The sequence below is a fragment of the Polynucleobacter campilacus genome (assembly GCF_002206625.1).
Classification (GTDB): Bacteria; Pseudomonadota; Gammaproteobacteria; order Burkholderiales; family Burkholderiaceae; genus Polynucleobacter; species Polynucleobacter campilacus.
In genome coordinates this window covers 1-23,057 of the sequence record NZ_NGUP01000002.1, presented here as the reverse complement: position 1 = coordinate 23,057, position 23,057 = coordinate 1, and the positions used below count along the sequence as shown (strand labels likewise).

Below are 23,057 nucleotides of genomic sequence, written 5' to 3'. Positions count from 1 at the left end.
GGTAAGAAAATAAATGGCACTATTTGGTAAAAAAACTCAGTCAGCTCCCGTCCAGGCTCCTAAAGGGCCTGAAAAAGTTGCGCCTGAAAATTCATATTTAGGACGTGAACCTATCATCGATCGCGATCAAGCGATCATTGGGTATGAACTTTTTTTTCGCCCGGGAACCACTCTGAAGGCAAAGCGGATCAATGAACGCAATGAAGTGCTGGCACAAATTGCCAAGCGCCTGGCGGCAGATCCCAAGGCAGAAGTCACTTATCCCGATGAAATTACAGAGGCTAATTTGCGGGATGATGAGGACAATGAGGTCAAAGAAGTCACTCTCGGTGAAATGCTATACGCACTGAAGACCAAGGGTGTGGCTCAGTCACTTGGCTTGCATCTGGGTTTCATCAAAATTCACCCCCATCAATTAGGGGATGAACTGCGCGGTATTCCGGCAATGAAGTTTCCTTTGCAAATTGATTTAGCGGAGATTCTTGAGGCAATTAAAACTGAAGTCCCTCCAGATGAAACTGTGAAAGATAGCAAGAAGGACGCCAAAAATCCCGATGATCCAGATGCGCCTAAGGTGCCTGAGATTCTTGAAAAACTCGAGAAGATGTCCAACATCGGTTACAAGTTTGTGCTAACTGGTTTGACAGAGGTATTTGATGGGCTTGAAGATATCTTGCCGAAATTTCGCTATGTCAAGCTGGATATTCAGCATGTAGAGAATGCAGCAAGCTTGATCGAATTATGTAAAGCCACGCCTTTACCAAGAGATACTAAGTCGCCTGCGAAAAAAGGCGCAAAAGCCGGTAGTGATGGTGCAGTGATGCAGATGATTGCAACACATGTAGAAACTCCAGAAGATTTTCATAAGGCTCGCGACTTAGGTTTTGATGCCTATGAGGGCTTTTATTTCATTAAGCCTGATCCAGATCTGTCCTTACATCGCGGTGATGACTACCGCAAGATATTAAAGCTACTGACTTTGCTGCTTTCTTCACCTGAGCTACACGAGTTGGTTGATGAGATCGAGTTGAACCCAGTTGTGGCAAAACATTTAATGGTGATCGCGGAAGTCGATGCTGGCAGGAAGCGTGCAAAGCCTGAGAATGTTCGAGACGCTGCAGTGATTTCTGGAGTTAAGCGGATTACCCGTTGGACTCAACTCTTGCTCTATGCCGATAGCAAGGCTAAAGTTTCTTTGGAATCTACCCCCTTACTGCAATTAGTTTGCGTCAGAGCATTCTTTATGGAATTGGCATCGGTCAAATTGCCTGCTGGCGCTGGTTTGGGCTCGAGCGATTTAGCGTTCCTAGTTGGTGGTTTATCCCTAATTGATAACCTCTTTGATGAGTCCAGCCGAGAGATTTTGTCTAAATTCAATTTGCCTGGAGTCGTTGTCGATGCCATCGCAGATCGCAGTGGCGTTTTAGGTAAATTACTCACCCTGGCTGAGGCTGCCGAGATTGGCGACTTAGAAAAATGTCAGCAGCTATGCGCTGGTGAATTAGGGTCATTGACTTTGGATGATGTTGCCCAAGACTCTCTATTGGCAATTAAAACCTTCGTTGCTCAAACTCAGCTAGCGCCAGATGAGGACGTTTGGGAGCAGGCGGAAGCGACTGAGGAAGAGTAATTCAGTTAATAACGGAGTTTTAACTGGTTTATTAACTGAGTTGTTAAATGCGTGATGAGCTTAAAGTGACTCAATTAGTGGCTCATTTAGCCGTTAAACTATCTAACCCAATCATCAAGCTGGAGTAAACATGAGCGCACGTCGCCGCTTTATTAAGACCTTTTCCTTATCCGGAATTGGTATTGTGGCCGCCTCAACCCTAAGTTTTTCTTCGGAGGCTTCTGCGCGTAGATTTAAGTTTATTAAGGAACAGGAAGCTTATAGCGGCCCTCATATGATGGTCAAAAATGCCAAGATCCTATCCATTAAGAATGGCGATGGCTCAGAGACAATGGGGGTCTTCAGTGCAAAAGGGGTAATTGACATTCGCGCTGTTGCTAAAAAGCTCAATATTGCTGCGCCATATACCTTGGATCAATTGCTGCAAGAGGGTAATGTCACCGCCTTTAATAAGGTAGTAGCTGGCGCAGAAAAGTCGGGAGTACCCTATTTAGCAGAATCGAAAATTCGCTATGGCAGACTTTTTAAGAGCCCAGGCAAAATAATTTGTGTCGGCATTAATTACCGCCAATATGCAGAAGAGGTGGGGGTGCCTAAATCAGCTGTACCTGCATTGTTTAATAAGTATGACAATAGTTTGGCTGCTCATCAGTGCGTATTAGAAATTCCTCCGCCTGAGGTTTCTTATAAGCTTGACTATGAAACCGAACTATTAGTAGTCATTGGGAAGAGGGGCCGCAATATTCCTGAATCAGAAGCACTCAATTACGTTGCTGGATATTGCACTGCAAATGACTTTACTTCACGTGATTTGCAGTTAGATCTCCCAGGTGGCCAGTGGATGATGGGTAAAACCTTGGATCAATATGCTCCCATTGGGCCAAATTTTGTCACCGCTGATATTGTGGGCGATCCTAATAATTTACAAATTCAGACACTTGTCAACGGGGAGATACGACAGAACTCTAATACCTCAGACTTTATCCATAATGTCCAAAAGTTGCTTGCCTATATCAGTACTTACTGGGCGCTTGAGCCGGGCGATATTATTTTCACCGGCACCCCACAGGGTGTCATTGCCAACATGCCTAAGGATCAGCAAGTTTGGTTAAAAAAAGGTGATGTTGTAACCAGTGTTGTAGAAAAGCTTGGGGAGCTCAAATTTACCTTGGGTTAGAGACCAAAGCTAGATTCAAGAGTAGGATAGAGTCTTAGGGTATCAAAAGCTTAAAAGGGAAAAAAGCTAATGAAGCACAAGCCATTCATCATCCTCGCTGCTCTCATGATTTCTTCATCAGCCTATGCCCAAAGAGAGGGTGGGGGACGAGATATTGGGCATGGCAATAACGGTAACAACGGCTACGGTAACAATAACAACTATGTTGTGGTGCCCTATGACGCTGGTAATGTACCTGGAGCTCCCAATAGCAACCAGCCCGTGACCGTGATGAATGGTCCAAATGGCTCTACTCAAACCCAGGTCGGCACTACCACCTACTATTCTCCTGGCGGAAGCTCTGTGACGAACGGCAATCGCACCATTTATTCCAACGGCAGCAATTGCGTTGTGCAGGGCAATAAAAAGACCTGTAATTAGTCTTGCCGTCAAAAATGGATATGCAATGGATCAAAGAACCGAAATAGAGACTCTGTTGCATGATTTGGGTCAACCATTGCTTGCTATTCGCTTAAATGCCGAGTTATTAATGCACTCTCTTGGTGAATCGGGCTCCGATCCTATCAAGAAGAAAATCCAGGCTATTTTGCAAGCAAGCCAAGAATCGATGGATATTGCAGCCCAAATTGCCGCTCTAGATAATAATAAATAATCAATTAAATCAATAACTTAATAAATATTAGCCATAATAATTAGAAATTTCTATTCATTGAGCTTAAGTTTTGAGTTTATGGGTCGTAAAAGATGGTGAGGGCTTGTAATTTATGTTGGCCCGGGTCGAATTTTAGGGTTTCATTGCACGAATTGAAAGGATAGCAAGGTTAGAGGAGGTTATATGAATATGCAAATAACACCTTCGGCTGCTGTTTCTAGTTATTCATCAGCCAGCGAATCACAAGCACGCCAAGGGTACTTGGGCGCGTTGGCTGCTGCTTTGCGCAATGGTGATGTAGTTGCTGCTCAACAGGCTTTGATAGAGTTGCGTGGCGTTGGCGGTGGCGTTAGCCCAGATGCCCTGTTTGAAAAGATTGATAACTCGATCAAGTCAAGCCGTACGGATGAAATTAAGTCAGCTTCTTTGGCTCTTGATGAGTACAGAAAATCGGGCCAGGTTGACTCCTATCACAATAGCGAAAAGATGCCTGGTGCTCAAAAAGCACCTTTGCCAGTTCAGTTAATGGCTGCCTCCGGTACAGGCTCCTTGGTCAATATCAAGGTTTAATAGCCAATTATCAGGCTCAGTTTCAGGTTAAACCTGGAATCTTGAGAATAAGCCCGAAAAAGTGGCCTTATTCTTCGAATTGAAAATCCCCCCTTTCCTCTACATTGGTAGCTTATTTATCAGGATAGCCAAAGTCCGTCCATTAGCTGGCTGGGGCACCTTTCAACAAGGATCATATGATTGCGACTACTGAGTCTTCTGTGGATTTAAGCACCTCCGAAATCTTTCTTGCGCGCAATTCCGTGTTTGATCGCTCGGGCAGGGTGATGGCCTATGAAATGCTTTTCCGTTCCCGAGAAAGCGTAGATGAAGGGCAACCTGATGATTTAGCAACAAGCACCCAAGTGATTGTCAATTCGATGAGTCACTTTGGTTTAGAAGGCGTGCTCGGTTCAGCCGATGGTTTTATTCATGTCACTGAGAAGTTACTCAAGAGTAATACCCTGGAGATTCTGCCTGCGCAGCGCATCATTTTAGAAATCTTGCCAGACGTTTCTCTGAATGCAGAAATGCTCAAGCGCTTACAAGACCTAAAAACAGCTGGATTTCGGATTGCGCTTATAGATACTAGCTTGAGCGATGCAACTCCAGCAAAGGGCGTAGTAGAGAATATCGACGCTATTTTGCCTTTGATTGACATTGTTAAGGTAAACCTACAAAACACTTCACCTGAAAATACTGCTGATTTGATGAGCCGGGTTCGTCAATTAGCAAACCCGATTTTTTGGGCAACGCAGGTTAAGGCCGGTGAAGATTTAGCAGCTTGTAAGGCACAGGGTTTTAGTTTATTTAGCGGACCTTATTTTTCCCAGCCTCTAGTGATGCGCAGTAAAAAACCGCAAGCATTGCAAGTCAGCCTAATGAAAATTGTCGGACTCCTATTTAAGGATGAGGGCATTGCGACTTTAGAGCCTCTGTTTAAGGCCAACCCCGATCTCACATTGGGACTGTTTCGCTTAGTCAATTCTGTTGGCGTAGCAGGGCATTTACAAATTAGTTCGGTACGTCAGGCTTTGGTCACCTTGGGCCAAAAGCAACTATTGCAGTGGATGTTGCTCCTTATCTACACAGAAGCCGGGAATGCGGCTACTTCAGAACTCCAGCGCCGTGTCGTGAACCGTGCTCGTTTAATTGAACTGCTCTCACAGCATGAAGACATTACTCAGCCAGGATTAAGTGATCAGGCTTTTGTAGTGGGCCTCCTTTCTTTGGCGCACAAGGTCACCGGTCAAACTTTGGAAGAAGTACTCAAGCATATTCATCTAGCCGAGCATTTACAAAATGCTCTCTTGCATCATGAGGGTATTTTAGGTCAATTACTCGTCTTGACGGATGCGATTGAGGCAGCTGATTTTGGTCGCATGGAGGCCTCCAGGAGTCACTTGGGAATTTCAGCACAATCTCTCACGGATTTACAGCTTCAGGCAATCCATTGGACCAATGAGCTTGATCGGCAGATGAGTGCAGTGAAGGGCTGATGTACTGATAAATTTGCCATTTTTGGCAATTCTGAAGATTTCGTTAGAATGTCATAAAACTAAATTGAGACGGCTTTTATGACATTAATGAAGCACCTACGTATTGCCCTTGCAGATGATCATGCGATCATTCGTGAGGGTCTAGTCCAGGTGCTCAATACACACCCTGGTATTGTAGTTGTGGCCGAGGCCAAGTCAGGTAAAGAGGCTGTTAAATTAGCCGACAATCCTGAATTGGATTGTTTGGTACTCGATATTGATTTGCAGGACCGCAATGGTATTGAGGTTATTAAATCGATTCGTCGCAATAATCAAAAGCTACCGATTCTGGTGCTCTCAATGCATCCCCCTTCTCAGTATGCGGCCCGTGTTTTATCTGCGGGTGCTTTGGGATACATTACTAAAAGTGAGCCCACCCAGGAGCTAGTCTTAGCGATTCGTCGCGTCGCAACCGGTGCGAAATATATCAGCCCTGTCGTTGCAGAAATTTTAGCGGAACGCTTTGGGGATGCCCAAACTGCTGCAGACCCGCATCAATGTCTATCTGACCGCGAGCATCAATTTATGATGATGGTGGCTACTGGATTGACCGTCAATGCAATTGCTGAAAAGCTCAGCCTTTCGCCGAAAACGGTCAGCATGTACCGCACTCGTACGCTGAAAAAGATGGGTATGAAAACGAATGCAGAATTAGTGCATTACGCGATTAAAAACAATTTATTGGCTTAATTCGGGTCTTTGCAGTATAAAAGTTGCTATTAGTGTCCCTAATTAATCTAGTTAAACCGCTTTTACAGGTCTTATATTGGAATTGTCTAGACTCAAAGTTTTGTAGTATCTATATTGGATAAACAAGGTTTTCTTACGATCATCGCAATCGCTTTTACAAGTCAAAAATTTAATGCCCAATAGCGATATGCTCTCCCTCTATGAAGCTGTGACTGAAATCAGTCAGCAGATGTTGCAAGCTGCTCGTCAAAAAGATTGGGATGGCTACGGTAAATTAGAGATTTTGTGTCAGGGTTATATTCATCAAATTCCGGTGCATGGTGAGCAAGCTCCGCTTACTTCTGAAGCTCTTGAGCGAAAAATTGCTTGCCTCAAAACTATTTTGTCTAACGATAAAGAAATTATGGATTTAATGCAGCCGTGGATGTTGCGCTTGACTGACATCATGAATGGCCAGTCTTTCAAGAAATAAGTAGACCAGTCATGGCTATCAATCCGATTGGTGGTATCAATCCAGCAGTCGCGCCAACGGCAATCGGGCAGTCTAGCCAACCCGCCCTCAAGGTAGGTCTAGAGTACGTCGGAAAAATTGTTTCTTTTGATCCTGCTGGAACGGCTGAGGTACAAATTGGTGAACAAGTATTCGGCATGAAGCTGGGCAGTAATTTTGCAGTAGGAGATGTGCTGCATTTTCGCTTTCTCGGCAGCGATCCAAACCCTACCTTTCTATTATTAAGCGCTGGTGCTAATCAATCTGCTTTTGAGAATGTGATTTTGAGCGGCACTAGCTTGCTGATTACACAATTGCAAGACGAAGCTCAGTTACAAGGACAGCTTTCAAGGGTAGAGAGTTTGCTGCCTCCTCTGATGCAAAGCCCCCTGAACTCACAACTCACTGCAGCCCAATTGCAAAACGCCATCATCATGAGCGGGCTTTTTTATGAGTCCCATCTGGCAAATTTTGCTAAAGGGAAGTGGCCTTTAAATTCATTGATGAAGGAGCCTCAAAATCGCCCTAACTTCAATGCGTCACAAGTTGTGAATAAACAGTTAGATGCTTTGGAGAATCAGACGATTCGCTGGAGCGGCAATATTTGGCCAGGGCAGCCAATGGATTGGCAATTGACTTACAAGGAAGAGCAGTCACCTCGAACGGTCTCAGAGGAAGGTGTCACTCAAACCATTGTGAGTGTGATTGAGTTAGATTTACCCAACTTAGGCAAAGTGCAGGCTCGCCTGACCTTGCGGGATAAGGCCTTAAGTGTGCAACTTAAAGCTGAGAAGTCGCAGACTGAAAATCTCTTCAAACAAGAATTATCAGATCTCAAGAATACCTTTAATGCTAATGGCCAAGAGCTTAAAGCGATGGAGGTCATCGCACATGGATAAGGCTAAGAATCTACAGCAGGCGGTAGCTTTGACTTATGAGCATGGTGAATTTGCCCCTAAGGTATTGGCAAGCGGGAAGGGCTTAGTGGCCGAGCAAATCATTGCCAAGGCGAAAGAACATCAGATTTATATTCATGAATCAAAGGATCTGGTGGGCTTGCTCATGCAGGTCGATCTTGATGAAAATATACCGCCGGCTTTATATCAGGCAGTAGCAGAAATTCTGGCGTGGCTATATCAGCTCGAAAAGCAGGCTTAGGGAATTACCTGATAGAGTAATGCAATGGATTGCTAAAATATCAGTAGTGAGCATAGTCATTGAGTTTCAAACCTATATTGCATGAATTGAGAATATGTCTGTATCCATTGAGAGCACCCTAATTTTGCAAATGAGCGCTGCTTATAACGCCCATTTTATGCAAAATGCAAATGCGGGAGAAGCCCTAGTGCATATGATGGAGATGTGCAATTCGCTACATCCCAAGCTGAGATCAGTAAATCCTAAAGAGGTATTGGCTTTATTCTCGATGGGTAAAACCTTTACCAGCAGAGCGCAGTTACGAAACTTTGCAGTAGATGTGATCGTCTATCTAGTCGGTGATGTTGTAGGTTCTCATTACTCGCGTGCTGAGTTGACCGAGGCTACCCAACAAAAGATAACGAGCTAATTGTCACTATTGCACTAGTGACAGGGTATTACACCTGCATATTCATGATGTCGTGATAGGCGGAAACGAGCTTATTGCGAACCTGAACAGTCGCCTGAAACGACAGACTAGCCTTTTGTGTTGCTACCATGACATCGGAGAGGTTGACGCTATCGTCACCGAGAGCAAAGTTTTTACCTAGCTCAACTGCCTTAGTCTGGCTTTGGTTTACTTGATCAAGAGATGACCTCAGTGCGGTGGCAAAATCAATCGATGGGGTAGGCTTTGAGCCATCCCCGCTGTTAATACCCTTAATACTATCTAGGCCCTGAATTGGGGCAGCCAGGTTTGCAGGGGCGGCAGAAGACGCAGCCTTTAATTGGGCCAACATTGCTTGAATACGCCCTGAATCAATAGCGCCGACACTCATGATGGAACTCCTCACTGAAACTTTTCAATGGAAGTAATGTAGCAGTAAAGAATGGCGGCAGTTTTGGCAATAAGAAGGAAAAAAAGGCCTTATTCCTTCAATTGAAATGAAATTTCCCTATTCATAATGACGTCTAACCATCATATTTATTTAGGGCGTATTGGACAAATCATGCAAAAAACCGATCTTATCAGTTTCCAGAATGATCTTCAATCTGCCTTTTCATATCACTAGTAGGTCGGGAAAATTGTTATGGAAAGCTTGTTAGCGCGCTTAAATTTGCAGGGCACTAGTAAAAAAGTGCTGCTGTCAGCGGGTATTGCTGCGGTGATTGCAATCATGGCCGTCTTTTGGATCTGGAGTCAGGGACCTAAATATAAGGTAGTGTTCTCTAATTTCAACGATAAAGATGGCGGTGCCATCGTGTCTGTTTTAGAACAGCAAAACATTCCTTATAAATTAGCGGATGGTGGCTCTTCCATTCTGGTGCCAGCCGAATTGGTGTACCAGACCCGTTTGAAACTAGCAGCTATGGGTTTGCCTAGAGGTGGCAATGTTGGATTTGAACTTCTGGAAAATCAAAAGTTTGGAGTTTCTCAATTTGTAGAACAGGTTAACTTTCAACGTGCCTTAGAGGGTGAATTAGAGCGCAGTATTCAATCCATCTCTGGGGTTGAGGGTGCTCGAGTCCATTTAGCCATCCCTAAAACGTCCGTGTTCGTGCGTGATGCGCAAAAACCAACGGCATCCGTTTTAGTGAAATTAATGCAAGGTCGTACCCTAGACCAAAATCAGGTCAGTGCAATAGCCCATTTAATTTCTAGTAGCGTCCCAAATTTAAGTCTAGCCAGCGTTGATATCGTTGATCAGTCTGGTAGCTTGCTTTCTGATGCCAAAAAGGGCGGTTCAAAAACTCTAGATGCAAACCAACTCAAATATGTTGAGGACTTGCAAAAAAATATTGTCTCGCGAGTACAGGCGATTATTACCCCAATTGTGGGCGAGAAAAATGTGCGGGCTGAGGCGAATGTCGAAATTGATTTTTCAAATACCGAAGAGGCTAATGAAATTTATAAGCCAAATCAAAAGCCTGAGGTTGCCGTTATACGTAGCTTGCAGACTAATGAATCGATTGTGCCTTCAGGATCGACCAATGGTGGCGTACCAGGTGCTTTAAGTAATCAGCCTCCTGCAAATGCAACTGCTCCTCTGAACACCACCAATAATGCAGCTCCTGGCGGCGCTGCTGCTGGTGCCGGCGCCGGAGCCAATAATGCTGCTGCTCAAAATCCAATGAGTACGCAAAGAAATTCGATTACGAATTATGAAATTGATAAAACGATCTCGTTTACCCAAAAATCCATGGGCGGGGTGAAGCGTTTATCAGTAGGTATCGTTGTTAATAACAAGGCTGATGTTGATGCTGAAGGCAAGCCTACTACACGCCCTTTAAATGATGCTGAAAAGCAGCAGATTATCGATTTGGCCAAACAAGCAATGGGCTTTAATGAAACGAGAGGCGATACTTTAAGCGTGGTGAACACCCCATTTACCCCTGCTAAAGAGGCTGATGTATCTGAATTACCTGTCTGGAAAGATCCTGTGTATATCGAAATGGCCAAAAATATTGGTCAAATTCTGGTCGGCTTAATCGTGCTATTCATTATGTATCGCAAAGCAATTAAACCGATGCTAGCCAATTTATTGGCGCCAGATGAGGCCCCGACTACGCTTGATGATAGTCTTGACGAAAATGGCAGACCCATACCAAAATTGACGCCATATCAAAAAGACCTCAAGACCATTCAAGCTTTGGCTAAGGAAAATCCAAAAGTAGTAGCTGATGTGGTTGCGGGTTGGGTAGGAAATAGCTAATGGCAACAAATCCAAACGAAAGTAGCGTTCTTAAAGCTGCTATTTTGATGTTAGCTCTCGGCGAAGAGGGCGCATCACAGGTGATGAAGCACGTCTCTCCACGAGATGTGCAAAAGTTGAGTGCCGTCATGACTACCCTACGCAGGGTTGAGCAGGCTACGGTAGCTGATACGCTACGGGATTTTTTTAGCTATGCTGGTGAAGGTGCCTCTCTTAATATTGACACCGATTCGTTTACCCGCAATGTCTTAACCCAGGCATTGGGGCAAGAAACTGCCTCAGGTCTATTTGAGCGCATTCTAGAAAATAAAGATTCAGAGGGTATTGATAACCTCAAGTGGATGGATGCAACAGCTGTCGCTGATCTTATCCGTTATGAGCATCCTCAAATTATTGCCACGATTTTGGTGCATCTTGAGCCTGAGCAGGCTTCTCAAATTCTGACCTTGTTTAATGAAGATTTACGCAAAGATACGATGTTGCGTATTGCTACTTTAGAAGAAGTGAAGCCACAAGCGCTCAAAGAGTTAAATGTGGTACTGGCCCGTTTATTGAGTGGAGCTCAGACTTCCACTAAAAAACAAATTGGCGGCATTCGTGCGGCTGCAGATATCATGAACTATATTGGCCAAGCTCCACAGCAAGTGCTGATGGATCGTATTAAAGAATACGATATTGAAATTGCAGAAAAGATTAATGATGAAATGTTTACCTTTGACGACATCATCAACATTGATGATCGTGGTATCCAGACCATCTTGCGTGACGTTCAATCTGATGCCCTGGTAACCGCCCTCAAAGGCGCTAGCGCTGAGTTGCGTGAAAAGATTTTTAAGAACATGTCATCTCGTGCAGCTGATATGATGCGCGACGACTTAGAAAACAAAGGTCCTGTCAAACTTTCCGAAGTAGAAGCACAGCAAAAAGAAATTCTGATTGTTGTCAGGGGCTTGATCGAAGACGGCTCGGTGATGTTGCCAGGTGCCGGAGGCGGTGAGGATTACCTCTAATATGGAAACTTCTCGCGCCTGGCCTAAAGCAATAGGCGAATCTTTTTTTACTGATCTGATCCCGACTAAGCCGGCTGTTAAGCCTGAACCTAGCCCTGCTCAATCGATGAGTTTTTCTCCTGAGAAAATCAAGGAGATTTTGGATAAAGCCTACTTGGATGGCTATGACCGTGGCATGAAAAGTGGTCACGAAGCCGGCATGAATATGGCGAATGAAAAATTGGCAGCTGAACAAGCCGATTTGAAAAATCTGATAAATGGATTTTCGAATACCGCCAAAGAAAAAAGTAAGGTCTTGTGTGAAGATGTATTAGCTTTATCTTTAGATATTGCTAAAGCAATGCTCAAAGAGCATCTCAAGATTAATCAAGAAGCCATCTTACCCATATTGCGACAAGCTACTAATAGCCTGATCGATAGCGAAGGGCCACTCCATCTCAAGTTAAACCCTGAAGATGTGCAGATTGTGCAGAAATATTTACAAGCTGAATTAAGTAATTGGCAGATAGAAGAAGATATTCGGATTGAACGTGGCGCTTGCATCATTGAAACATCAGGCAACACCGTAGATGCTACGCATGAGAATCGCTGGCGCTTAATTTGTGATGCCTTAGGCCAGAACCATGATTGGCTGGTGGAAAAATCATGAGCATCGCGAACCCCTTAGATTCAATCGGTAGTGATCATGCTCACCTGAATCTAGATGGGCTTCTCAGTAATTATTTACGTCATTGCTCTAGCGCAGTATCGACTGTCGATAATGTTGAAGTGGCTGGACGTGTCACGAAGGTGACTGGTTTAGTGATTGAAGCGGGCGGCATATTTTTACCGATTGGTAGTGTTTGTGTGATTCCAATGGGTGATGGGCAGCAGGTTGAAGCAGAAGTCGTTGGCTTTGATCATGGACGCTTGTTTTTGATGCCTCAAAGCAATATCGAAGGTATTGCTCCATCCGCTAAAGTGATCTTGAAGTCTATGCCAGTGCGTACTTCACAATTTCATAAGCCCTTTGATCTTAATGATGATTCTAATCAGAGTGAAACTCGTGTAACCCGATTGCCAGTGGGCAATCATCTCTTAGGTCGTGTACTTGATGCCGCAGGCGTGCCTTTAGATGGCTTAGGACCTCTGCAGGCGGATCATTTTGCTCCTTTGCAGTCAGAGCCGATTAATCCTTTAAAGCGTGCTCCGATTGACACAATTTTAGATGTTGGTGTGAAGGCAATTAATAGTCTGCTGACAGTAGGACGTGGTCAGCGGATGGGCCTATTTGCAGGCTCTGGCGTTGGTAAAAGTGTGCTGCTTGGCATGATGGCCCGCTATACCGATGCTGATGTCATCGTCGTCGGCTTGATTGGTGAGCGTGGCCGCGAAGTAAAAGAATTCATTGAACATATTTTGGGTGAGGTTGGTTTGGCGCGCTCTGTGGTGATTGCAGCACCTGCGGATGCTTCACCACTCATGCGTTTGCAAGGCGCTAATTATTCAGCCACGATTGCAGAACATTTCCGTAGTCAAGGTAAACATGTATTGCTGATCATGGATTCATTGACGCGCTTTGCTATGGCGCAACGTGAAATTGCTTTGGCTCTCGGTGAGCCGCCTGCAACTAAGGGTTATCCACCTTCAGTATTTGCAAAACTCCCTAAGTTGGTTGAGCGTGCTGGCAATAGTGATGTTGGTGGTGGTTCGATTACTGCTTTTTATACCGTATTGACAGAAGGTGATGACCAACAAGATCCGATTGCCGATTCAGCACGAGCAATATTAGATGGCCATATTGTCTTGGATAGAACTTTAGCCGAAGCAGGGCACTATCCAGCCATTGATATTGAGCAGTCGATTAGTCGCGTCATGCATAGTATTGTGGATACACAACATCAACAATCGGCTCGTAAGCTCAAACAGCTCAGCTCAAAATATAGTCGTAATCAAGATCTGATCAATGTGGGTGCTTATGTACCTGGAGCGGATGCCGTTTTGGATGAAGCGATTCAGAAACGCACGATGATTGAAAGTTTCTTGCAGCAAGATTTTGCGACACAGTGCAACACCCAGGATAGTATTGAGCAGCTTAATCAGATTATTACGCAGCAAGGCTAAGCATGGCGAATATTCTAAATGGCATGAATACCCTCTTAGAGCTTTCTAAGCGAAATCTCGATAAGGCAGCCGAAAGATTAGCCAAAGCGAATCGTGATGTCGCGCAGGCGCGTGAACAAGAAACTCGCTTGCAAACCTATCGCGATGAATATATTGCTCAGCGCAATGCTTTATCACTTGAAGGGGTTACGGCTACTGATCTGCAAAATTATATGCTCTTCTTGAAGAATTTAGATCAGGCCATCGTTAGTCAGGGCGGCGCTATTCATCAATACGAAGAAATTGTCAAACATCATTTAGCGTACTGGCAAAAATGTCAGGCTAAAAAAAGATCATACGAAGTCATCATTGAAAGAAATCAATTGCAAATGCAAAAGTTAGCGAATAGGCGCGAGCAGAAGCAAATGGATGAATTTAGCAGCAATCAACGCCGCTTTTTATCGGCCAATCACTCTGGTGCATAGAAAAGATCACCATGAATATTGACCTCAAAGCACAAACCCAATCCTTGCTCAACAATAGTGTTGGGCAGGAGGCTGGCGGATCGTCAAATACCAAAGCGGGTGCAGCGACTTTGCCCATCTTTAGTCAATTGCTTTCTTCTCAAGCCAAAGTATTTCAAGATCTGGATGCTAAAAACACGGTGAATACCGCGCAATTACTTTCACCTAATGTCGTGCAGGCTAGCAAATTACAAGCTAAAGACAATCCTCACCAGGAAGAGGTGAGGGCTGCTGTGAGTAGGCAAGCCGATGCCTTTATCAACATTGCTAAGGCAGGCGAGATCCATTCTGTGCAGACAAGCACAGCGCAAAATCCTCAGAGTACGCAGCCTCGTAATGAGTTCCCTTTTGCCAAGCTAGCTGAAATGCAAGCGCAAGCCAAAAATATGCGGGTGATTTCGAGAGAGCCGGGGCTGAATACTGATGCTGAGATTCTGCAAGCGCAGGCTAGACGCCAAGGTCCTGCCCAAGCGCTATCCAAAAATGCGACGTTTGAGATGCCAGAGAAAGATCAGTTGGTAGCCAAAAAGAGTACAAATCTAGAAACCGAGGCGATTACTGCCATGGGAATTTTGGCATCAGAAAATCAGGGGCAAGGCAGTCAAGCGGACACTGGTGGTGAATCAGAGTTTAGTAATGCACCTATTCAAGCCAATACGATGCATGGTCAAGTGCATGCCCAGTTTGGTTCTTTACAGTGGAGCGAGGAGATCTCACAGAGAATGATTTTGATGGTTGGTGCTAATATGCATTTAGCTGTTTTAAATCTCAATCCTGACAATCTTGGACTTCTAAAAATTGTGATTACCGTTAAAGATCATCAGGTGAATGCGACTTTTGTATCGAACAATGCCGATGTACGCCAAGCCTTGCAAGACGGCTTAGAGCATTTGCGTAGCTCGATGAGTCAAGCAGATCTCGTTTTGGAGCAGGCGGATGTCCGCTCTGGGCTTAGTTATGAAGAGAGTCAGGCGAGCGCTCTAGCTTCTCAGGCCGAGTCTGGTGCCAATTTTGACCTTTCATCAGAACATCAAAATGCTTTGAGCCAAGTGCTCAATGATCAAGCACCCAAGGGCAGCAAAGCTCAGGGCCAGCCAATGCAGTACGATGGCACTGTTAGCGTATTCGTCTAATTTTTATGGCTATTTATCAACTCATCTACGTCAGTTCTGCAACAGAGACTTTTACTCGAGAAAAGTTTCTGGATATGGCTTTTGTGATGAGTAGTGAAAATACCAAGGTGGGTATCACTGGTATGTTGGTATTTAAGGATGGTAATTTCATGGAAGTCCTCGAAGGTGAGGAGTTGGCTGTGAAAGGACTTTTTGGCAAAATTGAGCAAGATTCTCGTCACACCCTAGTAAGCGTGATCCAGGAGGGTGAAATTAGCACCCGTGAGTATCCTAGTTGGGCAATGACTTTTTATAACCCTCAGACTGAGGAATACGAGCATGTTGGCTCGCCGATTCAGTGGCAGGATAAGCTTTGAAACTGGTCCTGAATAGTCAAATCATCCGTCTAGAGCCTGCCCAAAATTCAGAATTGAGGGCAAAAACCCCCTTTATTCTCCGATTTGAATCCCGCCCATCCCTCTAAAATCAGATGATGACTAATTTAGGCAACCTACCTAGCTCTTTTGGTAATTCACTGAACTCCGGCTTTCTAGCTAAAGGGGTTTCTGCTGAATTTCATGGTGCACCCGCAAATAGCAAATCTTCTGTGGGCGAGCCTTCATCCAGTTTTATGGATGGATTAGGCAGCTTTTTAGGTAAAACACTGTCTGGTGGTTTAGCAGTTGCCTCCGTTGCCATGCCTGGCGCCTCTTTGGGTATTTCTAAATTGGGTGATGCAGCAGCCAGTACTTTGTTACATGGTTTACTGAGCTCGCAAACTTCGAGTGCTCCTAAAAATGAGATGTCTGCATTAGCTGGTATGGCTGCTTCTGCCGGTCAAATGATGCCGCGTCACCCTTATCAAGCTCAGCCTGCCGCCTTCCCAGGGGCTAGTTTCATTACTTCGGCCTAAGTTTTACTGAATATTCCCTTTTAAGGGAATTTAGCCCCGAGTAAACCTCTAAAGTAGTTTTCAAAATAGCCTCTAAACGCCTTTATAAGGGGTGTTTCTCCCTCTTTTCTAAGTATCTAGTGTCATCAATTCCATTGATAATGAGGAATAATTTTCACAATGGAGCGGTAAATGGCAGAGAACGAACAACCGGTTAAGCCCAAATCTAAAAAGATGTTATTCATCATCCTAGGTGTGGTGCTCGCATTGGCCATCGGTGGCGGGGCAGCTTACTATTTCTTGGTCATGAAAGCCGATTCTAAGTCGGCAGAATCCTCCAAGCCAAAGGTTCCAGAACTCCAGATTTTTGTACCTTTGGAAGTGTTCACAGTGAACTTGCGCCCTGAGAGTACAGAGCCGCAACAATACCTACAAACTACTTTGAACTTACAAGTGCCTTCTGAAGAGATGAGCGCCAGTTTGAAAGCGCGTATGCCAGAGTTGAGAAGTCGTATTTTGTTAATTCTCACCAATAAAAAAGCTTCAGAAATCACTTCAGTTGAAGGTAAGAATGCCTTGATGACTGACATTATTGAGCAACTCCAAAAACCATTTAGCGGCAGTGAGACAGAGCAAAAGATCACTGGCGTCTATTTCACTTCTTTCATTATTCAGTAAGTAAGAGCCCATCATGGCAGATGAGAATCTCACCGAAGGTGAACTTGACGAGCTGTTAAAAGACGTTGAGCTCACTGAAGAGCAAAAAAATGCTCAAATGCAGGAACAAAGCCTGCAGGGTGCACCAGCGAAGACTTTTAATTTAGGCACCCAAGAGCGCCTAGTTCGTGGCCATATGCCCACGATTGAAACGGTTCATGAACGTTTTATTCGTTTGCTGAGAATTACCGCCTCTAACTTATTTGGCACGCTCATAGAAGTAAAGACCTCAGCAACAACAACCTGTAAGTATGGTGAGCTTCTATCCAAACATAGTCAACCAAGCAATATTAATTTGATCAAACTCAAACCACTACGTGGTACTGGTTTGTTGATCATCGATCCCAATTTGGTGTTGTACACCGTTGACAATCTTTTTGGTGGCGGAGCCCGTTTCCCAGTGTCCATCGAGGGTCGCGAGTTCACGGCTACTGAGATGCGGATTGTGGGTACTTTATTAAAGACTTTCTTTGCTTCATATCAAGAAGCATGGGCCCCGGCCTACGAGATCGAATGTGATCACGTGAGCTCAGAAATGAATTTGTCATTTGTGAATATCGCTATGGCAAGTGAATTGATGTCAACCACCACATTTACACTGGTGATTGGTGAAGCCAGCTACGAGATTGACTTATGCATCCCTTATATGATGCTCGAGCCAATCATGGATATTCTGACATCCCAGACTCAGGGTATGGTTGCTGAGCATGATCATGTTTGGGAAGAGACCTTGCTTCAACAGGTAGAAGCAGTTGAAGTAGAGGTGGTTGCTAATTTAGGCAATAAAACCATGCTGATGGAAGAAATCATTGCCTTAAAGAGCGGCGACGTCATTCCCTTCCCTTATTCAGCAGAAATACCGGTAACGGTAGATAACGTGCCTGTCTTATCTTGCCGTTATGGCATTTATAACAATCAATACGCATTGCGAGTTGAAAAACTCTTGAAACCTGACGCATCTGAATATATTAAAGGAGCCAATGATGGCAAATGAAATTGAATCCGGCAATCAAACGGGTGCCGAAGTATTTAATGAGTTGGAAGGGGCCGACAAGTCCCTGCCACAAGAAAAGGATTTGGAATTCATTAAAGATATTCCGGTCCAATTCTCGGTAGAAATCGGCCGCACCAAAATTCCAATTAAGTCACTTTTGCAACTGACACAGGGCTCTATTGTTGAATTAGATGCTGCCTCTGGCGATTTGATGGATATCCTCGTCAATGGCACGATGATTGCTAAAGGTGAAGTGGTCGTAATTAATGAAAAGTTTGGTATTCGCCTGACTGAAATCATTACCCCAATCGAGCGTATTCGCAAGCTTAATAAATAAATCAATCAATCATCAAACCATACAAGCTCAATAAGCCAGAAAACAGCACGATGACCATCCTGAAAACACCAAACTGGGCAATACTCGCAAGCTTCTTCTTTGCTGAAGTAGCGCTAGCTCAGGTCACTCGTGTTCCAGAGTCTGACGGTGGACCATTTCGAGTGATTCTGGGTTTGTTATTGGTATTAGCCTTAATCGCTGGTTTAGCGTGGGCGATGAAAAAACTCAATCATGCCAAGATTGGCAATCAATCGGTTGCCAAAATTGTCGGTGGCGTGAGTGTCGGTCCGCGTGAGCGTGTGGTAGTCGTTGAAATTGGTGGCAATTGGGTGGTTGTTGGCGTGGCTTCAGGTCAGGTCAATAGCTTGGCCAACTTTAAGGTGGCAGATCTTGACTTTAGTGATGGCTACGATGAAGCGCCATTCTATGAAGATGAGACTGCACCATCTACTAAGCAGGGCGGTCGTGAGCAACGCCAATCCGAACCCCGTTTTCAATTCAGATCTGAATTTGATGAAGAGCAGTCAACTCCTTCATCTAAATACCAAGAAGAGCCGCGCAATATACAAAGCAGTTTTAAGCCTCAAACCAATTCTGCCAAGTTTCATAAAGAAAATGTGAAGCGTTTTTTACGTAAAGTCCTCAGAGTGGGTGATGGCAATGAATGATCTCAATGAAATGAAGCCCATCCATCTCAATGCCAAGACTATATTTTGGGCGCTGTACTTGGGCTTTGCCTTGGCTTGTATTTTCTACACGATTCCCAGTTATGCAGCCAATAATTCATCATTGAATGTTTTATCCAGCTCCGCTGGACCTGGTGGCAGTCAAAACTATAGCTTGAGTCTGCAGACTCTGATTCTGTTGACTTCATTATCCTTTTTGCCAACCGTCTTATTAATGATGACCAGCTTTACCCGCATCATTATTGTGCTTTCACTCTTGCGCCAGGCGATTGGTGCGCAAGCAACCCCACCAAACCAAATCTTATTAGGCTTAGCGCTATTCTTAACCTTCTTTGTGATGGGCCCGGTGTTTGATCGAGTCTATAACGAGGCGTATCAGCCGCTCAATGAAAACAAGATCACGATGCAGCAGGCTTTAGAAAAAGGTTCAGTCCCGATTAGAGAGTTCATGCTCAAACAAACCCGTGAAACCGATCTGGCTTTGTTCTTAAATATGTCTGGCAAGAAAGTTGCCTCACCTGAAGATATTCCGATGAGTGTTTTGGTGCCTAGCTTTATGACCAGTGAGTTAAAAACCGGCTTTCAGATTGGCTTTAGTATTTTTATTCCTTTTTTGTATCATTGATATGGTGGTCGCCAGTGTGCTGATGGCCATGGGCATGATGATGGTCTCGCCGGCGATTATTTCCTTGCCCTTTAAGCTGATGCTATTCGTATTGGTAGATGGCTGGCAGCTCTTATTGGGCTCCTTAGCAGCTAGCTTTGCATCCTAAGTGGTGGCAGCAAAAACTCAATAATCAAACAGATAAAAAATAGAAAAAATAAATAATAGGACCAGGACAAAAGTCATGACACCAGAATCAGTAATGAATATCGGACGCCTTGCAATGGAGACCACCTTGCTGGTCGGCGCACCTTTGCTCTTAGTTTCTCTGCTAGTCGGTTTGATTATTTCGGTATTTCAAGCAGCCACTCAAATTAACGAAGCGACTTTGTCTTTTATTCCAAAGCTGCTGGGTATCTTGCTGACACTCCTCATCGCAGGGCCTTGGATGATCTCAGTATTAGTGACCTATATGCGGGGTATGTTTAGTAATTTCTCGCTCTTGATGGGCTAACACCATTCATTCTTACCCATGCTGACGCTCAATAGCGAACTCATCCAAGCTTGGGTTGTCACGATCTTAATACCGCTCACGCGGATTCTAGGCTTTGTAGCCATCGCCCCGTTTTTTGGTAATCAAGCAGTCTCACCGCAAATTAAAGTGGCTATGGGTATTTTGCTCGCCATGGTGATTGCGCCTGCAGCACCAGCAATGCCAGACATTGACTTACTCTCCTTGAGTGGTGTTTTGATTGTTGCCGAGCAATTGATCATAGGCTTGGCAATCGGTTTTATGGCGCAGATTATCTTTAGTGCGATTGAGTTTGCCGGGCAGGTGAGTGGTATGACTATGGGCTTTGGTTTTGCAACCAACTACGATCCTCAATCAGGCGGCACAACCGTGGTGATTAGTCAGCTCATGGGTATCTTGGCACTCTTAGTCTTCCTAAGTATGAATGGCCACTTGATCATGATTTCTGCATTGCTGCAGAGCTTTTATGACTTCCCCGTCACAGCACAAGCCCATATGGTAGATGGCATGATGATTGCTCTGTGGGGCGCTAAGCTATTTAGCATCGCTTTGCAACTCTCATTACCCATTGTGGCGACTTTACTCATTACTAACCTAGCTTTAGGTATTTTGACAAGATCATCACCGCAGCTCAATATTTTTGGTATCGGCTTTCCACTAACCCTATTGGTTGGATTCTTAGTAATCATGCTGATGCTACCCACACTAGCTGCCCCTTATCAAATCGTGATCGAGCAGGGAATTGAGGCTAGTAAAAATATGCTGAAGTTGAGGTGATATTTGGATATGGAAAATTATCTAGCCTTATGCGGCATTGAACACTATCCCCCCCAATATATGGATCTTTAAACCGGCATATAGTAAGTCTTTAAGTTATTGATATTGCTTTATATTTACATCTAAATTACAATAACCATATGGACATTAAAGGCCGCATCTTGCAATCCCTTCGCCCGCGTCGAGATGGGCTTTTGTTGCGCTTAGACACTAAGTCTTTTGGCAGCCCTAGTCAAGTGTCTGATGCCCTGCGTTCTTTGGTTGATAGTGGCCTCATTGAAAAGCTAGATCGAGGTGTTTACGCTAAGCCTTCTAAGGTGTTGGAATTGGGTAAGGAAGCGTTGCTAGCAAGCGCTTCTTTGAGAGTAAAAAACTTGCGCGATCAATTCATACGCCTCAGTAAGCGAACTCGTTTGACGCCAACCGCTCGGTATGTCAAGAGTTTGGCAAAAAGTGAGGGCGTTAGATTTAATCCCATCTATGCAGATCGTTGGGCGAGTTCAGTTACTAAGTTAGCAGGCGATGAAGTAATGAGTGACGCAACCGATGATTTACTAGTCGCTCTTACACGCTCAGGAAAAATGACCCCCAAAGATATGGTGGCACTGGTAATCAAACACCATAAAGACCTCAAGCGTGTTTGATCCATTTGGAGATTATGCTTCACGTGGTTATCTGCGCAACACCGCTGGCGAAAAAGATATAGAAATCATTAAAATTGCGGAGCACGAACTATTTCGTGCTCAGTTACCAATTGCTTTGGATTTTTTAGCACAATGCAAAAGAATTGAGTACTCTGATTTTTTGGAGGTCCACCGTATTCTATTTTTAGGTCTTTATCCTTGGGCTGGTGAAGATCGAAATACGCTTTTGCCAGATAGGTCCATCAGCAAAGGTGGGGTGTACTTTTGCCACCCAAAAGATTGTCAGCGTGCGATTGAGGAGGGGCTTTCATCCGCTCAAGACAAACAACAAATGGCAGTAAGGCCAGGATTTATTATGGGCATGTTTGCATTTGGTCACCCATTTCTAGATGGCAATGGGCGTGCCATGCTCCTTGTTCATGCTGAGTTATGTTTTCGTGCGAATATGTCGATTGATTGGATTGCTACTGACAAGACTGCTTATCTAGAGGCATTAACTCGTGAAATTGAATATCCTCATGCTGGTGCTTTAGATCAATATCTGCGCCCATTCATTGGCGAGAAAATTCACCGAGATCAGTGGTTGGAATATATATCAATCTTGCCAGGCCTTGATGGGGTCAATGCAGGGGTAGATTCTTCAGCGCAATATGCGGATCCGCAAGTGGCTGAGACTTACCAAGCTTTCGAACGTCGGCGTGACTATAAGCTAGCAAGCTAGATAACCAGTCAGCTATTCAAAACAGCCTATGAATACAACCTTCCAACAAGCCTTCACCCTTCACCAGCAAAGCGAAGTAGAGCAAGCAAAATTACTTTACGAAGATATTCTTCAAAATGATCCCAATCATTTTGACGCTCTGCATAAGCTCGGAGTGGCAGTTACCGATGAAGATCCTTCAAGAGCAGTGCAGTGTACCTGGGCTACTTGTGCAAATTGACGCGCAATGAATGCCGCTATTTGAACTCTCCATGTTAGGCATTGATTTTTACCCAACCAAGAGCCTTGCCAGCATAAATAATATTCTATACAATACTATTAATAGTGTTATTAAGGAGGCTATAATGGGTACCGTCGTAGCAAATAATTTAAAAACTAAGGGCATTAAAGCCATTGAGGAAGCTTTACTGGATCAACTAGAAGCGCCTGTATCCGTGCGTGGACAGGTGAAGTATGTGGTGATGAGCCAGGAGCAATATCAATATTTACGTGAATGCGAACTGGAGGCTGCACTGGCTGAATCCAGGGCTGATTTGGCGGGTGGACGCTTTGTTAAAGAAACCGTGGCTCAGCATATTAAACGTCTTAAGCAAATCAACAAGTCAGCCTAATGAGTTGGCAGTTAATCTTTACTGAGCAATACAACCGGCGTGCTGCGAAGTTTCTAAAGCGTCATCCTGATGTGGAAACACAGTATGCCAAAGCATTAGAACTGTTAGAGCCCAATCCCCATCATCCTTCTCTGCGTCTTCATAGTTTGTCTGGAAGGCTTGATGGCTTACAAAGCATTTCGATCAATCTGAAATACCGAGTCACTATTGAAATGATTATTACTGAACATGAGATTG

General features: G+C 44.4%; 31 protein-coding genes and 1 pseudogene. 31 read left to right on the top strand and 1 reads right to left on the bottom strand.

All coding sequences use genetic code 11. The features are described from left to right. Positions 1-13: 13 nt before the first annotated feature. The 11 genes from CBI31_RS03155 to CBI31_RS03105 all read left to right on the top strand — a co-directional run bounded on the left by CBI31_RS03155 (position 14) and on the right by CBI31_RS03105 (position 8,293). Positions 14-1,630, top strand: coding sequence for an EAL and HDOD domain-containing protein (locus CBI31_RS03155; protein WP_088524990.1), 1,617 nt, complete (start codon positions 14-16; stop codon positions 1,628-1,630). Positions 1,631-1,760: 130 nt separating this feature from the next. Next, a complete protein-coding gene (locus CBI31_RS03150) occupies positions 1,761-2,807 on the top strand; it encodes a fumarylacetoacetate hydrolase family protein (RefSeq protein WP_169709853.1) in 1,047 nt (348 codons plus the stop codon). Positions 2,808-2,876: 69 nt separating this feature from the next. Continuing rightward, positions 2,877-3,227, top strand: coding sequence for a hypothetical protein (locus CBI31_RS03145; protein ID WP_088524989.1), 351 nt, complete (start codon positions 2,877-2,879; stop codon positions 3,225-3,227). A gap of 25 nt (positions 3,228-3,252) precedes the next feature. Beyond that, entirely contained in the window at positions 3,253-3,459 is a 207-nt protein-coding gene (locus tag CBI31_RS03140; RefSeq protein WP_088524988.1) for a hypothetical protein, read from the top strand. Positions 3,460-3,642: 183 nt separating this feature from the next. Then, the gene (locus tag CBI31_RS03135) at positions 3,643-4,029 is read left to right on the top strand and encodes a hypothetical protein (RefSeq protein WP_088524987.1); all 387 of its coding nucleotides are present in this window, start codon (positions 3,643-3,645) and stop codon (positions 4,027-4,029) included. 176 nt (positions 4,030-4,205) lie between these two features. Then, positions 4,206-5,507: an EAL and HDOD domain-containing protein gene (locus CBI31_RS03130; protein ID WP_088524986.1), complete on the top strand. Its 1,302-nt coding sequence runs from the start codon at positions 4,206-4,208 to the stop codon at positions 5,505-5,507. 78 nt (positions 5,508-5,585) lie between these two features. Beyond that, complete coding sequence (locus CBI31_RS03125; RefSeq protein ID WP_088524985.1) at positions 5,586-6,236, top strand: response regulator; 651 nt, start codon at positions 5,586-5,588, stop codon at positions 6,234-6,236. A gap of 172 nt (positions 6,237-6,408) precedes the next feature. Next, entirely contained in the window at positions 6,409-6,708 is a 300-nt protein-coding gene (locus CBI31_RS03120) for a flagellar protein FliT (protein ID WP_088524984.1), read from the top strand. Between the two features lie 11 nt (positions 6,709-6,719). Further along, on the top strand, positions 6,720-7,625 hold the full coding sequence (fliK, locus tag CBI31_RS03115; RefSeq protein WP_088524983.1) for a flagellar hook-length control protein FliK: 906 nt from the start codon (positions 6,720-6,722) through the stop codon (positions 7,623-7,625). Further along, complete coding sequence (locus CBI31_RS03110) at positions 7,618-7,884, top strand: EscU/YscU/HrcU family type III secretion system export apparatus switch protein (RefSeq protein ID WP_088524982.1); 267 nt, start codon at positions 7,618-7,620, stop codon at positions 7,882-7,884. Before fliK ends, CBI31_RS03110 begins: the two co-directional genes overlap by 8 nt. 94 nt (positions 7,885-7,978) lie before the next feature. Next, the gene (locus CBI31_RS03105) at positions 7,979-8,293 is read left to right on the top strand and encodes a hypothetical protein (protein ID WP_088524981.1); all 315 of its coding nucleotides are present in this window, start codon (positions 7,979-7,981) and stop codon (positions 8,291-8,293) included. 28 nt (positions 8,294-8,321) lie between these two features. Here CBI31_RS03105 and fliE read toward each other — a convergent pair whose 3' ends face one another. Then, positions 8,322-8,702, bottom strand: a complete 381-nt coding sequence (gene fliE, locus CBI31_RS03100; RefSeq protein ID WP_088524980.1) for a flagellar hook-basal body complex protein FliE — start codon at positions 8,700-8,702, stop codon at positions 8,322-8,324. 252 nt (positions 8,703-8,954) lie between these two features. Here fliE and fliF point away from each other — a divergent pair, with 252 nt between their 5' ends. From fliF to CBI31_RS03000, 20 genes and pseudogenes are all read left to right on the top strand, one after another. Next, entirely contained in the window at positions 8,955-10,577 is a 1,623-nt protein-coding gene (gene fliF, locus CBI31_RS03095) for a flagellar basal-body MS-ring/collar protein FliF (protein WP_088524979.1), read from the top strand. Next, entirely contained in the window at positions 10,577-11,587 is a 1,011-nt protein-coding gene (gene fliG, locus CBI31_RS03090) for a flagellar motor switch protein FliG (RefSeq protein ID WP_088524978.1), read from the top strand. The genes fliF and fliG overlap by 1 nt, the downstream gene beginning before the upstream one ends. A gap of 1 nt (position 11,588) precedes the next feature. Next, complete coding sequence (locus tag CBI31_RS03085) at positions 11,589-12,236, top strand: FliH/SctL family protein (RefSeq protein ID WP_088524977.1); 648 nt, start codon at positions 11,589-11,591, stop codon at positions 12,234-12,236. Next, a complete protein-coding gene (gene fliI, locus CBI31_RS03080) occupies positions 12,233-13,690 on the top strand; it encodes a flagellar protein export ATPase FliI (protein ID WP_088524976.1) in 1,458 nt (485 codons plus the stop codon). The genes CBI31_RS03085 and fliI overlap by 4 nt, the downstream gene beginning before the upstream one ends. 2 nt (positions 13,691-13,692) lie before the next feature. Next, on the top strand, positions 13,693-14,154 hold the full coding sequence (gene fliJ, locus CBI31_RS03075) for a flagellar export protein FliJ (RefSeq protein ID WP_088524975.1): 462 nt from the start codon (positions 13,693-13,695) through the stop codon (positions 14,152-14,154). 11 nt (positions 14,155-14,165) lie between these two features. Beyond that, positions 14,166-15,326, top strand: a complete 1,161-nt coding sequence (locus CBI31_RS03070) for a flagellar hook-length control protein FliK (RefSeq protein ID WP_088524974.1) — start codon at positions 14,166-14,168, stop codon at positions 15,324-15,326. 5 nt (positions 15,327-15,331) lie between these two features. Then, a complete protein-coding gene (locus tag CBI31_RS03065; RefSeq protein WP_088524973.1) occupies positions 15,332-15,682 on the top strand; it encodes a BLUF domain-containing protein in 351 nt (116 codons plus the stop codon). Positions 15,683-15,795: 113 nt separating this feature from the next. After that, positions 15,796-16,218: a hypothetical protein gene (locus CBI31_RS03060; RefSeq protein ID WP_088524972.1), complete on the top strand. Its 423-nt coding sequence runs from the start codon at positions 15,796-15,798 to the stop codon at positions 16,216-16,218. A 171-nt stretch (positions 16,219-16,389) separates the two neighbouring features. Continuing rightward, positions 16,390-16,875 carry a flagellar basal body-associated protein FliL gene (gene fliL, locus CBI31_RS03055; RefSeq protein ID WP_088524971.1) on the top strand — a complete coding sequence of 162 codons (486 nt, stop codon included), beginning with the start codon at positions 16,390-16,392 and terminating at the stop codon, positions 16,873-16,875. Positions 16,876-16,888: 13 nt separating this feature from the next. Continuing rightward, positions 16,889-17,908, top strand: coding sequence for a flagellar motor switch protein FliM (gene fliM / locus CBI31_RS03050; protein WP_088524970.1), 1,020 nt, complete (start codon positions 16,889-16,891; stop codon positions 17,906-17,908). Continuing rightward, a complete protein-coding gene (gene fliN, locus CBI31_RS03045) occupies positions 17,895-18,245 on the top strand; it encodes a flagellar motor switch protein FliN (RefSeq protein ID WP_088524969.1) in 351 nt (116 codons plus the stop codon). The genes fliM and fliN overlap by 14 nt, the downstream gene beginning before the upstream one ends. Before the next feature lie 50 nt (positions 18,246-18,295). Continuing rightward, entirely contained in the window at positions 18,296-18,913 is a 618-nt protein-coding gene (gene fliO, locus CBI31_RS03040; protein ID WP_088524968.1) for a flagellar biosynthetic protein FliO, read from the top strand. Positions 18,914-18,923: 10 nt separating this feature from the next. Beyond that, positions 18,924-19,704: pseudogene (gene fliP, locus CBI31_RS03035) on the top strand (flagellar type III secretion system pore protein FliP). Between the two features lie 75 nt (positions 19,705-19,779). Next, positions 19,780-20,049 carry a flagellar biosynthesis protein FliQ gene (fliQ, locus tag CBI31_RS03030; protein WP_088524967.1) on the top strand — a complete coding sequence of 90 codons (270 nt, stop codon included), beginning with the start codon at positions 19,780-19,782 and terminating at the stop codon, positions 20,047-20,049. 18 nt (positions 20,050-20,067) lie between these two features. Continuing rightward, on the top strand, positions 20,068-20,844 hold the full coding sequence (gene fliR, locus CBI31_RS03025) for a flagellar biosynthetic protein FliR (RefSeq protein WP_088524966.1): 777 nt from the start codon (positions 20,068-20,070) through the stop codon (positions 20,842-20,844). A gap of 140 nt (positions 20,845-20,984) precedes the next feature. Continuing rightward, complete coding sequence (locus tag CBI31_RS03020) at positions 20,985-21,488, top strand: hypothetical protein (protein ID WP_088524965.1); 504 nt, start codon at positions 20,985-20,987, stop codon at positions 21,486-21,488. Further along, positions 21,481-22,209: a Fic/DOC family protein gene (locus CBI31_RS03015; protein WP_088524964.1), complete on the top strand. Its 729-nt coding sequence runs from the start codon at positions 21,481-21,483 to the stop codon at positions 22,207-22,209. Before CBI31_RS03020 ends, CBI31_RS03015 begins: the two co-directional genes overlap by 8 nt. 28 nt (positions 22,210-22,237) lie before the next feature. After that, positions 22,238-22,429 (top strand): hypothetical protein, encoded by a 192-nt coding sequence (locus tag CBI31_RS03010; RefSeq protein ID WP_088524963.1) that lies wholly within the window; start codon positions 22,238-22,240, stop codon positions 22,427-22,429. Between the two features lie 124 nt (positions 22,430-22,553). Continuing rightward, positions 22,554-22,820 (top strand): prevent-host-death protein, encoded by a 267-nt coding sequence (locus tag CBI31_RS03005; protein ID WP_088525037.1) that lies wholly within the window; start codon positions 22,554-22,556, stop codon positions 22,818-22,820. Next, a partial coding sequence (locus tag CBI31_RS03000; protein WP_088524962.1) for a type II toxin-antitoxin system RelE/ParE family toxin occupies positions 22,820-23,057 on the top strand: 238 nt, incomplete at its 3' end. The genes CBI31_RS03005 and CBI31_RS03000, both read left to right, overlap by 1 nt.